The organism is Angustibacter peucedani (assembly GCF_054779595.1).
Window position 1 is genome coordinate 1 of record NZ_BAAGXY010000183.1, and the last position, 11,918, is coordinate 11,918.

At 75.0% G+C, this 11,918-nt stretch carries 14 protein-coding genes and 1 tRNA gene; 13 read left to right on the forward strand and 2 right to left on the reverse strand.

The annotated features are described in order from the left end of the window. Positions 1-187: hypothetical protein (locus ACYVJ4_RS18665; RefSeq protein ID WP_460461537.1), on the reverse strand; the 187-nt coding region annotated here is incomplete at its 3' end. Between the two features lie 62 nt (positions 188-249). On the opposite strand from ACYVJ4_RS18665, the gene ACYVJ4_RS18670 reads away from it, so the two are divergent. The 13 genes from ACYVJ4_RS18670 (at position 250) to ACYVJ4_RS18730 (ending at position 11,021) form a co-directional block, all read left to right on the forward strand. Beyond that, the gene (locus ACYVJ4_RS18670; RefSeq protein WP_460461538.1) at positions 250-2,262 is read left to right on the forward strand and encodes a GGDEF domain-containing protein; all 2,013 of its coding nucleotides are present in this window, start codon (positions 250-252) and stop codon (positions 2,260-2,262) included. A gap of 36 nt (positions 2,263-2,298) precedes the next feature. Beyond that, positions 2,299-3,201, forward strand: a complete 903-nt coding sequence (gene galU, locus ACYVJ4_RS18675; RefSeq protein WP_460461539.1) for a UTP--glucose-1-phosphate uridylyltransferase GalU — start codon at positions 2,299-2,301, stop codon at positions 3,199-3,201. Continuing rightward, positions 3,201-4,427, forward strand: coding sequence for a molybdotransferase-like divisome protein Glp (gene glp / locus ACYVJ4_RS18680; RefSeq protein ID WP_460461540.1), 1,227 nt, complete (start codon positions 3,201-3,203; stop codon positions 4,425-4,427). The genes galU and glp overlap by 1 nt, the downstream gene beginning before the upstream one ends. Next, positions 4,424-4,939 (forward strand): cyclic pyranopterin monophosphate synthase MoaC, encoded by a 516-nt coding sequence (gene moaC / locus ACYVJ4_RS18685; RefSeq protein WP_460461541.1) that lies wholly within the window; start codon positions 4,424-4,426, stop codon positions 4,937-4,939. Before glp ends, moaC begins: the two co-directional genes overlap by 4 nt. Further along, complete coding sequence (locus tag ACYVJ4_RS18690; RefSeq protein WP_460461542.1) at positions 4,936-5,406, forward strand: MogA/MoaB family molybdenum cofactor biosynthesis protein; 471 nt, start codon at positions 4,936-4,938, stop codon at positions 5,404-5,406. Before moaC ends, ACYVJ4_RS18690 begins: the two co-directional genes overlap by 4 nt. After that, complete coding sequence (locus ACYVJ4_RS18695) at positions 5,406-6,017, forward strand: GNAT family N-acetyltransferase (protein ID WP_460461543.1); 612 nt, start codon at positions 5,406-5,408, stop codon at positions 6,015-6,017. The genes ACYVJ4_RS18690 and ACYVJ4_RS18695 overlap by 1 nt, the downstream gene beginning before the upstream one ends. Before the next feature lie 55 nt (positions 6,018-6,072). Next, entirely contained in the window at positions 6,073-6,837 is a 765-nt protein-coding gene (locus ACYVJ4_RS18700; protein ID WP_460461544.1) for a GNAT family N-acetyltransferase, read from the forward strand. Positions 6,838-6,922: 85 nt separating this feature from the next. Beyond that, a complete protein-coding gene (locus ACYVJ4_RS18705) occupies positions 6,923-7,855 on the forward strand; it encodes a hypothetical protein (protein ID WP_460461545.1) in 933 nt (310 codons plus the stop codon). A 65-nt stretch (positions 7,856-7,920) separates the two neighbouring features. After that, positions 7,921-7,993, forward strand: a tRNA-Ala gene (locus ACYVJ4_RS18710). Between the two features lie 157 nt (positions 7,994-8,150). Next, positions 8,151-8,510, forward strand: a complete 360-nt coding sequence (locus tag ACYVJ4_RS18715) for an ArsR/SmtB family transcription factor (protein ID WP_460461546.1) — start codon at positions 8,151-8,153, stop codon at positions 8,508-8,510. Positions 8,511-8,623: 113 nt separating this feature from the next. Then, positions 8,624-9,049, forward strand: coding sequence for an SRPBCC family protein (locus ACYVJ4_RS18720; RefSeq protein ID WP_460461550.1), 426 nt, complete (start codon positions 8,624-8,626; stop codon positions 9,047-9,049). Between the two features lie 68 nt (positions 9,050-9,117). Beyond that, positions 9,118-9,966 carry an aldo/keto reductase gene (locus tag ACYVJ4_RS18725; RefSeq protein ID WP_460461547.1) on the forward strand — a complete coding sequence of 283 codons (849 nt, stop codon included), beginning with the start codon at positions 9,118-9,120 and terminating at the stop codon, positions 9,964-9,966. Positions 9,967-10,046: 80 nt separating this feature from the next. Continuing rightward, on the forward strand, positions 10,047-11,021 hold the full coding sequence (locus ACYVJ4_RS18730; protein WP_460461548.1) for an NHL repeat-containing protein: 975 nt from the start codon (positions 10,047-10,049) through the stop codon (positions 11,019-11,021). Here the strand turns inward: ACYVJ4_RS18730 and ACYVJ4_RS18735 are convergent, their stop codons facing one another. Then, positions 11,022-11,648 carry an alpha-ketoglutarate-dependent dioxygenase AlkB gene (locus tag ACYVJ4_RS18735; RefSeq protein ID WP_460461549.1) on the reverse strand — a complete coding sequence of 209 codons (627 nt, stop codon included), beginning with the start codon at positions 11,646-11,648 and terminating at the stop codon, positions 11,022-11,024. Positions 11,649-11,918: the final 270 nt, after the last annotated feature.

Consider the following 11,918-nt stretch of genomic DNA (forward strand, 5'->3'; position numbering starts at 1 on the left):
AGGCCGCGACGACCGCACCGCCGGGCGCACCGCCGGGCGCACCGCCGGCCAGCTCGGGCAGGGCGAGGACGAGCGCGGCGAGCCGCCGGCCGTCGTCCGCCACGGCCCCCGGGTCGAGTGCGCGGCGGCGGGCCCGGACATCTCGGCGCCACTCGGTCTTGGTCCGGCGGTGACGTTCTGCACCCATCCGTGCCACCATGCCACGAAGGTCGCGCGCGCGGGCGAGGCGGATCCGGGACGGAGGGGGACATGAAGTCGGTTCGCAGCCGCCTTGCCGTGGTCCTCGGCGTCGTCCTGCTGATCCCCGCGCTGGCCGCGCTGCTGGCCATCGGCGTCCTCGCGCCGCGCCAGCAGCACCAGGCTGCGCGCGACGGCATGGCCCAGGCCGCCGGCTCGGTCGCGGCGACGTTGCAGGCCCGGTGCCTGGCGATCGGCGAAGCCGCCCGGTTGCTGGCGTCGCGGGCCGACACCAAGGACCTGAGCGCCGCCGCGGCAGAAGCGGTGAACCGGCAGCCGCGCGTGTTCGCCGTGCTGGTCAAGGGTGGTCGAGCGGTCGGCAGCGCCGGCACCGTCCCGCAGCTGGCGCCTGACGAGATGGACCGGCTCTCGTGCTCGCAGCAGGCCGCCGCCGCGACGGCACCGTCGACGGTGACCGGGCCGGCCCTGCTGGTCGACCGGGCCGAGGCCACGGACGAGCAGGGAAGGACGCTGGGCACCGCGTACGCCGGGCTGCTGCTCGACGCGCAGGGCCTGCGCCAGCTGGTCGGCGGCCTGACCCTGCCGAAGGGCACCGAGGTCGCGCTGGCGTGCCCCGGCGGGCGGGGTGCGGCGACCGCGACCGGCCCGGCGGACGCGCTGGCGATGCGCCAGGCCGCGGCACGTGGCACGGCGACCGCGCGCACCGACGGTGGCTGGGAGATCGCCAACCAGGGTGGCCTGCAGGGGCAGTACTGCGGCGTGGCCACGGCCGTGCCGAGCCCGGGGCTCGGGTCGTTGCAGGGGCCGGTCGCCGCGGCCCTGCTGCTCGCGCTGCTCGTCGGCATCGGGCTCGTCGTGCGGCTGGCGTCGAGCCTGACCAGCCCGGTGCTCGCGCTGACCGAGGCGGCCGAGCGGGTGGCGCGCGGCGACCTCAGCACCCGGCTGCCGGCCGGCGGCGAGGACGAGCTGGGCCGGCTCTCCGGCGCGTTCAACCACATGACCGACGAGCTCGAGGCCAAGCTGGGCGAGCTCGAGCGCAGCCGGAACCTGTTGCGCGAGAACGTCGCCCGGCTCGGCGACACCCTCGAACGCACGCACGACCTCGAGGGCCTGCTGGGCACGGTGCTGCAGGCCGCGATGTCGGCCACCGAGTCCCAGCGCGCCACCGCCTGGCTGGTCGAGGGCGGCTCGGTCGTCGCACGCGCGTCGGTGCCGACCGGGGCACCGCGCTCCGTCGTCCGGCGGCTGACGCTCGGCAGCGACCTCGCGGGCGAGGTGGCGGTCGACGGCCTGCCGCGCCGGCTCGGCCACGGGCACGAGGACTCGACCACGGTGCTGGGCGGTCCGGCGCTCGCCGCCCCCCTGCGCCGCGGGCACAACACCGTCGGGGTCGTCGTCGTCGAGCGCGAGGCCGCAGCGCCCGCCTTCGACTCGGACGACGAGGCGATGCTCGTCTCGCTCGCCGGCCCCGCGGGCATCGCGGTCGACAACGTGCTGCTGCACCGCGAGGCGCAGCGGCTGTCGGTGACCGACCCGCTCACCGGCGCCGGCAACCTGCGGCACATGACGACCACGCTGGCCCGCGAGGTCGAGCGCGCGAGCCGGTTCGACCGGCCGCTGTCGGTGCTGCTGCTCGACCTCGACCACTTCAAGAACGTCAACGACACCTACGGGCACACCGTCGGCGACGCCGTCCTGCGCGAGCTGGCCCGCCGGCTGGCGAGCGTCGTGCGCGAGGTCGACACCGTCGCCCGCTACGGCGGCGAGGAGTTCGTCGTGGTGACGCCCGAGACCGACACCCTCGGCGCCGAGCACCTGGCCGAGCGGATCTGCGAGGCGGTGCGCGAGGAGGTCTTCGTCGTCGGCGAGGACCACGTGCCGGTGACGGTGTCGGTCGGCATCGCGTCCCTGCCCATGCACGGGACGGCGAGCGGCGACCTCGTCCGCGCCGCCGACGAAGGCCTGTACGCGGCCAAGCGGGCGGGGCGCGACCAGTGGCGCGTGTCGCCCGGCCGCGAGAGCGAGGGCGGTGCCGCGCCGGCGGAGTCCTCCCTCGACGGCTGAGGCTGCGGCCCTGCGAGCGGCCGATAGCCTGACCGCATGAGCGAGCGACGCGCGCCTGTCACCAAGGCGGTCATCCCCGTGGCGGGCCTGGGCACGCGGTTCCTCCCGGCCACCAAGGCCATCCCCAAGGAGATGCTGCCGGTCGTCGACAAGCCGGCCATCCAGTACGTGGTCGAGGAGGCCGTCGGCGCCGGGCTGGACGACGTCCTCATGGTGACCGGCCGCAACAAGGGCGCGCTCGAGGACCACTTCGACCGGCACTGGGAGCTCGAGCAGGCGCTCGAGGCCAAGGGCGACACCAACCGGCTCGACCGGGTGCGTGCCGCGGCGGTGCTGGGCGAGGTGCACTACGTGCGCCAGGGCGACCCCAAGGGCCTGGGCCACGCGGTGCTGTGCGGCCGCCACCACGTGGGCGACCAGCCGTTCGCGGTGCTGCTCGGCGACGACCTGATCGACGCGCGCGACACCCTGCTGACGACGATGCTCGACGTCCGCGCCGAGCGCGGCGGCAGCGTGGTCGCGCTGATCGAGGTGCCCGAGCACCAGGTGAACCTGTACGGCTGCGCCGCGGTCGAGGACGGCGACGGCAGCGACGGCGACGGCGACGTCGTCCGGGTGACGGGCCTGGTCGAGAAGCCCGACCCGGCGGACGCTCCGAGCAACCTCGCGCTGATCGGCCGGTACGTGCTCGACCCCGCGGTGTTCGACGTGCTCGAGCGCACCGGGCCGGGACGCGGTGGCGAGATCCAGCTGACCGACGCGCTGCAGGAGCTCGCGCAGGCTCCCGCCGACCAGGGCGGCGGCGTGTGGGGCGTGGTGTTCCGCGGGCGGCGCTACGACACGGGCGACCGGCTGAGCTACCTGCAGGCCGTGGTGCAGCTCGGCGAGGCGCACGAGGAGTTCGGCGACGAGTTCGCGCGGTGGTTGAGGCAGCGCTGATGATCAGCGTCGAGGACCACCTGCAGCGCTGCCTGGACGGCGTGCGCCCGCTCGACCCGATCGAGCTGGCGCTGCTGGAGGCGCAGGACTGCGTGCTCGCCGAGGACGTCGTGGCGCCGTTCGACCTGCCGGGCTTCGACAACTCCGCCATGGACGGCTACGCCGTGACCGTCGCGGACGTCGCCGGCGCGGGGGAGGGGTCGCCGGTCGCGCTGCCGGTGGTGGCCGACGTCCCGGCGGGATCGACCGCGCACCAGCACCTCGCGCCCGGGCAGGCGATCCGCATCATGACGGGCGCGCCGCTTCCGTCGGGCGCCGAGGCGGTGGTGCCGGTCGAGTCCAGCGACGCCGGCGTGCGCGAGGTGCGGCTGACGGCCTCCGCCGCCGACGGCCAGCACGTGCGGCGGGCCGGTTCCGACGTCCGCGCCGGCGACCGGGTGCTCTCGGCCGGGACGACGCTCGGGCCGACGCAGCTCGCGCTGTGCGCGGCGGTCGGGCGCGCTCGGGTGCGGGTGCACGCCCACCCGCGCGTCGTCGTCCTGTCGACGGGCGACGAGCTCGTCGACCCCGGGACGACGCCCGGCTACGGCCAGGTCGTCGACTCCAACGGCGTGATGCTCACCGCGGCCGCGATCGACGCCGGCGCCCGCCCCTACCGGGTGGGGGTCGTGCGCGACGAGGCCTCGACCTTCCTGCAGACCCTCACCGACCAGCTGGTGCGCGCCGACCTCGTCGTCACCACCGGCGGGGTCAGCGCCGGCGCGTACGACACGGTCAAGGAGGTGCTGCGCGGGCTCGGCACGGTGTGGTTCGGCAAGGTCGCCATGCAGCCCGGCATGCCGCAGGGCTTCGGCACCGTCGGCCCCGACGCCACCCCGATCTTCACGCTGCCCGGCAACCCGGTGAGCTCCTACGTGTCGTTCGAGATGTTCGTGCGCCCGGCGCTGCGCAAGATGGCCGGGCACCGGGGCCTTTTCCGCCGCACCGAGACCGCCGTCGCGCTGGAGTCGTGGACGTCGCCCGCCGGCAAGATGTCGTTGGCGCGCGCCGAGCTCGGCACCGCGTCCGACGGACGTCGGGTGGTGCGGCTCAGCGGCGGCCAGGGCTCGCACGTCCTGGGCGGCCTGGCCCGGGCGGGGGCGTTCGTCGTCGTGCCCGAGCACGTCACCCGGGTCGAGGAGGGCGACGAGGTGCGCTGCCTCGTGCTCGACCGGCGGTCGCGATGAGCGACCACAGCGAGCGAGGCACCCCGGACGACGTCCCGCGCCTGACGCACGTCGACGACCGCGGCCACGCGCGCATGGTCGACGTCTCGGCCAAGCCGGTCACCGCCCGCGAGGCGTCGGCCCGCGGACGCGTGCTGCTGGACGCGACCGCCGTCGCCGCGCTGCGCGACGGCACCGTGCCCAAGGGCGACGCCCTCGCCGTGGCACGGGTGGCCGGGCTGCAGGCGGCCAAGCTCACGCCCACCCTGGTGCCGCTCGCGCACCCCGTCGCCGTGCACGCCGTGGTCGTCGACCTGGACGTCGTCGACGAGGGGGTCGAGATCGCGGCGACCGTGCGCACCGCCGACCGCACCGGGATCGAGATGGAGGCGCTCACCTGCGTCACCGTCGCCGCGCTCGCGCTGGTCGACATGGTCAAGGCCGTCGACCGGCACGCCCGGATCACCGACGTCCGGGTGACCGCGAAGTCCGGCGGGCGATCGGGCAGCTGGACCGAGGACGGACCGACGTGAGGGCCGTCGTCATCACGGCGTCCAACCGCGCGGCGGCCGGCGTCTACGACGACCGCGGCGGGCCGGTGCTCGTGGAGGGCTTGCGCGGCCTGGGGTTCGAGGTCGGCGACCCGGTGGTCGTGCCGGACGGCGACCCCGTCGAGCAGGCGCTGCGCGACGCCGTGGCCGACGACGTCGAGGTGGTGCTGACCACCGGCGGCACCGGGCTCACGCCGGGCGACCTGACCCCCGAGGTCACGCGCCGGGTGCTCGACCGCGAGACGCCGGGCATCGCCGAGGCGATCCGCGCTTTCGGTGTGGCGCAAGGGGTTCCGACCGCGATGCTGTCGCAGGGCACGGCGGGGATCGCCGGGCGCACCCTCGTCGTGAACCTCCCCGGGTCGACCGGTGGGTGCCGCGACGGGATCGCGGTGCTCTCGCCCGTGCTGGTGCACGCCGTCGAGCAGGTGCGGGGCGGCGACCACTGATGGACTGGCCGGTGCGGCTGCACGACGGGGCGGTGGGCCTGCGTCCCCTGCGCCAGCGCGACGCGGCGCGGTGGCGCGAGCTGCGCATCGCCAACCGGGCCTGGCTCGAGCCGTGGGAGGCCACGCCGCCCGACCCGACCGTGCCGGGGCTGCCGTTCCGCCAGCTGGTGCGCACCCTCGCCCGCGAGGCGAGGGCCGGTCGGGCGCTGCCGTTCGCCATCACCTACGACGGCGCGATGGTCGGGCAGCTGTCGGTCAGCGGCATCGGCTGGGGCTCGATGTGCTCGGGCCACATCGGCTACTGGGTCTCGCAGCACGTGGCCGGCCGCGGCATCGCGCCGACCGCCGTGGCGCTCGCCACCGACCACTGCCTGCGGACGAGCGGGCTGCACCGGGTCGAGATCAACATCCGCCCCGAGAACGCCGCCAGCCTTCGGGTCGTGGCCAAGCTGGGCTTCCGCGACGAGGGGGTGCGTGAGCGCTACCTGCACATCGACGGCGCCTGGCGCGACCACCGCACGTTCGCGGTGACGCGCGAGGACCTCGGGCCGGGCGGCCTGCTCGCCCGCTGGCACCGCGCGCAGGCCGCGGCGCAGCGCTCGACGTCCTGACCCGGCTGGTGGGTTCGCCGGACAACGTCGTCGCGGGTCGAGCAAACTCCCGGGCATGACGACCGCGGCGGACGAGGTGGCCGCCGACCTGGTGGCCGGCATGGCCCTGCTCGCGTCCGGCGTCCCCGGCGGCTACCAGGAGCGCGGGGACGGCGTCGTGCTCAACGTCATCGGGCTGGCGTCGGCGGCCACGAACACGGTGCACGTGCTGGGCCCGGACGCGTCGCGGGCGGACGCGCAGCGTTTCGTCGAGCGCCTGCAGGCCGCCGGGCTGCCCTTCGTGCTCCGGGCCCGTCCCGCGGCGCCCTCGTGGGTCGGCGAGCTGGCCCGCGCGGCGGGCCTGGGCGCGACGGTCGAGTTCCCGCTCATGCGCTGCAGCGCGGTGGTGGCGGGACCGGCCGCGCAGGACGTCGAGGTCGTCGAGGTGAACCCGGCGGACGACGCGCTCGTCCGGGAGGTGGCGCGGGCGTTCACCGCGGGCAACGAGGTACCACCCGGCGTCTTCGAACCGCTCGTGGCGCCGCCGATGTTCGACCGGACAGCGGTGGCCGTCTACGCTGCCCTCGACGGCGACGCGGTCGCCTCGGTCGGCATCCGGCTGCAGCTCGGGGACGCGGTGGGCGTCTTCGGCGTGGCGACGCCGCCGTCCTGCCGCCGGCGGGGTCTCGGCGCTGCCGTCACCGCCAGGATCGTGCGCGACGGGTTCGCGGCTGGGGCGACGACGGCGTTCCTCGGGGCGTCGCGCATGGGGCGGGGGATCTACGAACGGCTGGGCTTCCGCGAGGTGGAGACCTGGACGTTCCACGTGCCGACCGGGTGAACCACACCCGTCACAGGGGTCTCTTCTGCGACACACCGGCCGACCTGCGGCGATGCCGGTGGGGGGGCACCTACCGTCTGTGACCGTGGACCCCAGCAGCCTGATCTTCGTCGTCATCGTGGCGATCTGGGCCGCCTACCTGCTGGGTCACTGGGTCCGCCGTCGCGACCAGGTCGCCACCGCCCGGTCGGTCGACCGGTTCAGCGACGCGATGCGCGTGCTCGAGCGCCGACCCGCCGTCCGCACCGTCCCGCTGTCGCGCCCCAACCCGCGTTCGTACGTCGTCGCGCCGGCCCAGCGCCCGGCGCCGTCGGTCGTCGTCAAGCGCGCCGCGGCCGTCGTCCGGCCGGAGCCCGGGCGCCCCGAGCAGGTGCGGCCCGAGCCGCCGCGTCCCGACCTGGTGCGCCGCGAGAGCGTTCGTCCCGCCGCTCGCCGTCCGGCACCATCCGCGCGGCCGGCGCGGGGTCGTCGGGTGCGCGGTCTGGCGTTCCTCGGGCTGCTCGTCGCGACCCCGGTCGTCTGGCTGGCCGCCGCCCTGTCGACCGCCGTCACCGCGTGGTTCGGCGTCGTCGTCACGACCGCCCTGCTGCTGGTGGTGGCCGAGCTGCGCCGCAGCGCCCGCCGCGCGCGCGACCTGGCCCGGCGCCGTGACGTGACCGCCCGCCGCACCGCGTCCCGCTCGCGCCGCGACTCGCGCCGGCACGTGGTCGGCCAGGTCGTGGCCGCCCGACGCACCGCAGGACCGGAGGTCTCGACGTCCGCGCCGGACGACGAGGTGGTCGCCGAGCCGGCCGCTCACGACGTCCCGGACGACGGCAGCTGGCAGCCCGTGCCCGTGCCGCCCCCGACGTACACCCTGAAGCCGAAGGCGCCGCCGGTGCGCCGACGGGTGCTGCCCGAGCAGGCGGCGCCGGCTCCGGCGGAGCCGGTGGTCGAGGCGCCCGTGGCCGAGCCCGCTGCCATGGGTGGCTTCGACCTCGACGCCATCCTCGAGCGCCGGATCGCCGCCGGCGGCTGAGCCCGCGGGTGGCGGCGGCCGTGCACGGAGCACCCCGCCCTGCTGCTAACCTTGTCCGCGGTCAAGGGGCTGTGGCGCAGCTGGTAGCGCACCTCGTTCGCAACGAGGGGGTCAGGGGTTCGAGTCCCCTCAGCTCCACCCGAGCAGAACCCCGTCCGGACGGCGTCACGACGCCGACCGGGCGGGGTTCGCGCGTTCCCGGGTGACGCGGACTTCTCAACCGGACGGTTGACATCTTGTCCCGGCTGGGTCTACGGTCATCGTCAACCGAATGGTTGATGAAAGGCAGGACACCGTGACCGACGACCGGCTCTCCCGGGTCTTCTCGGCCCTCGCCGACCCGACGCGGCGCGACCTCGTCGCGCGGCTGGCGGTCGGTGACGCGACCGTCGGGCAGCTCGCGGCGCCGTACGACGTCTCGGTGCAGGCGGTCTCGAAGCACCTCAAGGTGCTCGAGGACGTCGGCCTGGTGAGCCGGCCCGGCAGCACCGCGCGACGTCCCTGCCACCTGGAGGCGGAGGTGCTCGACCTCATGACCGGCTGGATCGAGCGGTACCGGCGCAGGGCCGAGGAGCGCTTCACGCGCCTGGACGCCGTGCTCGCCGAGATGGACGACGACAGCAGCAGCACCGACGAGGCAGGAGCAGCATCATGACCACGACCCCGACCACGACCCCGACCACCGGCACGGCGACGACCTCGGCGACGGACGGGCCGCGGACGCGCGAGACCACCATCGAGGCGGTGCCGGACCTGCCGATCATCCGGATGGTCCGCGAGTTCGACGCCCCGGCCGAGCGCGTCTACCGCGCGTACGTCGACCCCGAGCTGGCGGCGCGCTGGCTCGGCCCCAAGGACACCACCATGGACCTCGAGCACTGGGACGCGCGCACCGGCGGCAGCTGGCGCTACTCCGCGGTCCGCGCGGGCGAGGAGGTGGCGCGCTTCTACGGCTCGTTCCACGAGATGCGTCCGTCAGAGCGGCTGGTGCAGACGTTCACCTGGGAGGGCTTCCCGGACGGCGTCGCGCTGGAGACCGCGGTGTTCGAGGACCTCGGGGACGGGCGCAGCCGGGTGACGACGACGTCCCTCGTCGACTCGATGGAGGGACGCGACGCAATCCTGCGCAGCGGCATGGAGACCGGCGTCGTCGAGGGCTACGAGAAGCTCGACGCGCTGCTCGCGGACGGCTGAGATGCGGTGGCCGGTCGCACCGGCGAGGATCGGCGGGTACGACGCCCGCCACCTCGAAGGAGCGACCGGTGACCACTGTCCCGACCATCACGCTGAACGACGGCCGTGCGATACCCCAGCTCGGGTTCGGCGTGTTCCAGATCGACCCCGACGAGACGGCCGAGGCGACCTCGACCGCGCTGCGGATCGGCTACCGGCACGTCGACACCGCCGAGATGTACCAGAACGAGGCGGGCGTCGGAGAGGCGCTGCGGTCGTCCGGCCTGGACCGCGACGACGTCTGGATCACGAGCAAGCTGAACAACGGCTTCCACGAGCCGGACGCCGCGCGGCGCGCCTTCGACGGCACGCTGGCCGCGCTGCAGCTCGAGGCGGTCGACCTGTTCTTGATCCACTGGCCGCTGCCGACGCTGTACGGCGGGGACTTCGTCTCGACCTGGAAGGTCATGGAGGAGTTCCAGCGCGACGGGCGGGCCCGCTCGATCGGCGTCTCGAACTTCCAGGTGGCGCACCTGGAGCGGCTCGCCGCGGAGGCGGACGTCGTGCCGGCGGTGAACCAGGTCGAGGTGCACCCGTACTTCACCAACGACGAGGTGCGTGCGTACGGCCAGGCCCACGGCATCGTCACCGAAGCGTGGTCGCCGATCGCGCAGGGCCAGGTGCTGGACGACGCCACGATCGGTGAGATCGCCCAGCGGGTCGGGCGCACGCCGGCCCAGGTGGTGCTGCGCTGGCACGTGCAGCGCGGAGACGTCGTGTTCCCCAAGTCCGTGACGCCGTCGCGGATGGAGGAGAACTTCGCGCTGTTCGACTTCGAGCTCACCGACGACGACGTCGCCGCGATCTCGGCGCTCGACAAGGGCGAGCCGGGCCGCACCGGACCCAACCCGGACGAGTTCGACTACGTGCCCGACTGACGTCACGAGCCGGTGACGAACGCGCACCGACGTCGTCACGGGCCTCGCGCCACGACCGAGAGCGCCAGCATGCTCGCGGCATGCCTCGACGCGGTGGTGCCCTCGTAGCGGTGCTGGTCGCCCTCGGGCTGACGGCCTGCTCGGCCGGCGCGAGCGGCGGTTCGGCCGGTGGTACCGCCTCGCCGTCCGCCACCACGCCGTCCGCCACCACGACCGCTGCGCGGTCGGTCGCGGTGCCCGGACCGGTCGGCCTGGCCGTCGTCGGCGCCGACGTGTGGGCCGCCAGCCCGGACGACGGCACCGTCGGCCCGGTCGGCGGCGGGCGCCGCGCCGCCGTCGGCGAGACGCCGTTGCGGCTCGCGTCCGACGGGCGCGGGACGGTCTGGGCCACCGTCTTCGGCAGCGGCGACGTCGTGCAGCTGGACGTCGCGTCGGGGTCGGTGCGGCGGCGCGTGCACCTGGGCGGCCAGCCGGAGGGCGTCGTCGTCGCCGCCGGCTCGGTCTGGGTGGTGCGGCAGCAGGCGAGGGTGCTGACCCGGCTCGACCTCTCCCGCCGGCAGGGCGACACGCCCCTGGGCCTGGAGCCGCGGCTGGTGGCCGCCGGTGCCGGTGCGCTCTTCGTCGCCGACGTGACGGACGGGACGCTCACCCGCGTGGACCCGGCCGGCCGTCGTCCGCCGCGATCAGCCGCCGTGTGCGACGGCGCGCAGGGGGTCGCGGTGCTCGGGTCGACGGTGTGGGTGACCTGCACGCGGACCGACACGGTGGTGGCCGTGGACGCGCGGTCGCTCGCGGTGCTCGGGCGGGTGGCGGTCGCGGGCGAGCCGGACGGCATCACCGCGGCCGGCGATCGGCTGTGGGTCGCGTGCGCCCGCGGTCCAGCGCTCGTCGAGCTCGACCCGAGCCCGTCGGCGCCGGGCGTGCGTTCGCGGCGCGAGCTCGGAACCGGTCCGCCGTTGCTCGACCGCGCGAACGTCGACGTGGCAGTGGGGGCGGACACCATCTGGGTGTCGTCGGTGCAGGACGACCGCGTCTACTCCCTGCCGCGCGGGTGATCAGCGGACGCCGCGCACCCGGAACTGGATGCTGATGCGCGGCCCCACCGGCTGCGCGGTCTTGGGAATCGCGTGGTCCCAGGTGCGCTGGCACGAGCCACCCATCACCACCAGGTCGCCGTGACCGAGCGTGAAGCGCACGGCGTCGCCGCCACCGCGCGGGCGCAGCGCGAGGGTGCGGGCGGCCCCGACCGACAGGATCGCGACCATCGTGTCGTGCGTCGCCGACCGGCCGAAGCGGTCGCCGTGCCAGGCCACGCTGTCGCGGCCGTCGCGGTACAGGCACAGGCCGGCGGTGCGGAACGGCTCGTGCAGCTCGGGCTCGTAGTGCCGGCTCAGGGCGTCGCGCGCCTCGACCAGCGCCGGGTGCGGCAACGCGTCGTCCTCGCCGTAGAAGCTCAGCAGCCGCGGCACGTCGACGACCCGCTCGTACATCTGCCGCCGCTCGCCGTGCCAGGGCACGTCCTGCAGCAACCGCTCGAACAGCTCGTCGGACCCGCCGACCCAGCCGGGCCGCACGTCGACCCAGGCGCCCCGCGTCAGCAGGGTGCGTCGTACGGGCGCGAGGGAGTGCACCGTGACGTCGTCCGCGACGTCCAGGAGGGAGCCCTGCAGCGTGGCCTGCATGGTCACAACTGTACGCCGATTCGAACAGGTGTTCTAGTGCCTGGTTCATCGTCGCAGCCGCGCGATGAATCGTCGGACGAGGTCGTCGACCGCTGCGGTAGCTCTGCTCGGTCCCGATGGCGTGGCTGGTGGGACTGGGACTAGCTGGTCTGGTGGGTCGGTGGACCAGACGATGTGCCCGTGGACGAGGCGGGCGGTCATGCTGGTGGTGTGGACGTGGCGGTGGTGGCGCCCGCAGAGCAGGGTGCCGGTGGCGACGGAGGTCTTCCC

Excerpts from the sequence above, each read along its gene's own strand:
- ACYVJ4_RS18670 (WP_460461538.1), top strand. The coding sequence starts at position 250 with ATGAAGTCGGTTCGCAGCCGCCTTGCCGTGGTCCTCGGCGTCGTCCTG.
- ACYVJ4_RS18720 (WP_460461550.1), top strand. The coding sequence starts at position 8,624 with ATGGTCCGCGAGTTCGACGCCCCGGCCGAGCGCGTCTACCGCGCGTAC.
- galU (WP_460461539.1), top strand. The coding sequence starts at position 2,299 with ATGAGCGAGCGACGCGCGCCTGTCACCAAGGCGGTCATCCCCGTGGCG.
- ACYVJ4_RS18695 (WP_460461543.1), top strand. The coding sequence starts at position 5,406 with ATGGACTGGCCGGTGCGGCTGCACGACGGGGCGGTGGGCCTGCGTCCC.
- glp (WP_460461540.1), top strand. The coding sequence starts at position 3,201 with ATGATCAGCGTCGAGGACCACCTGCAGCGCTGCCTGGACGGCGTGCGC.
- ACYVJ4_RS18735 (WP_460461549.1), bottom strand. The coding sequence starts at position 11,648 with ATGCAGGCCACGCTGCAGGGCTCCCTCCTGGACGTCGCGGACGACGTC.
- moaC (WP_460461541.1), top strand. The coding sequence starts at position 4,424 with ATGAGCGACCACAGCGAGCGAGGCACCCCGGACGACGTCCCGCGCCTG.
- ACYVJ4_RS18730 (WP_460461548.1), top strand. The coding sequence starts at position 10,047 with ATGCCTCGACGCGGTGGTGCCCTCGTAGCGGTGCTGGTCGCCCTCGGG.
- ACYVJ4_RS18700 (WP_460461544.1), top strand. The coding sequence starts at position 6,073 with ATGACGACCGCGGCGGACGAGGTGGCCGCCGACCTGGTGGCCGGCATG.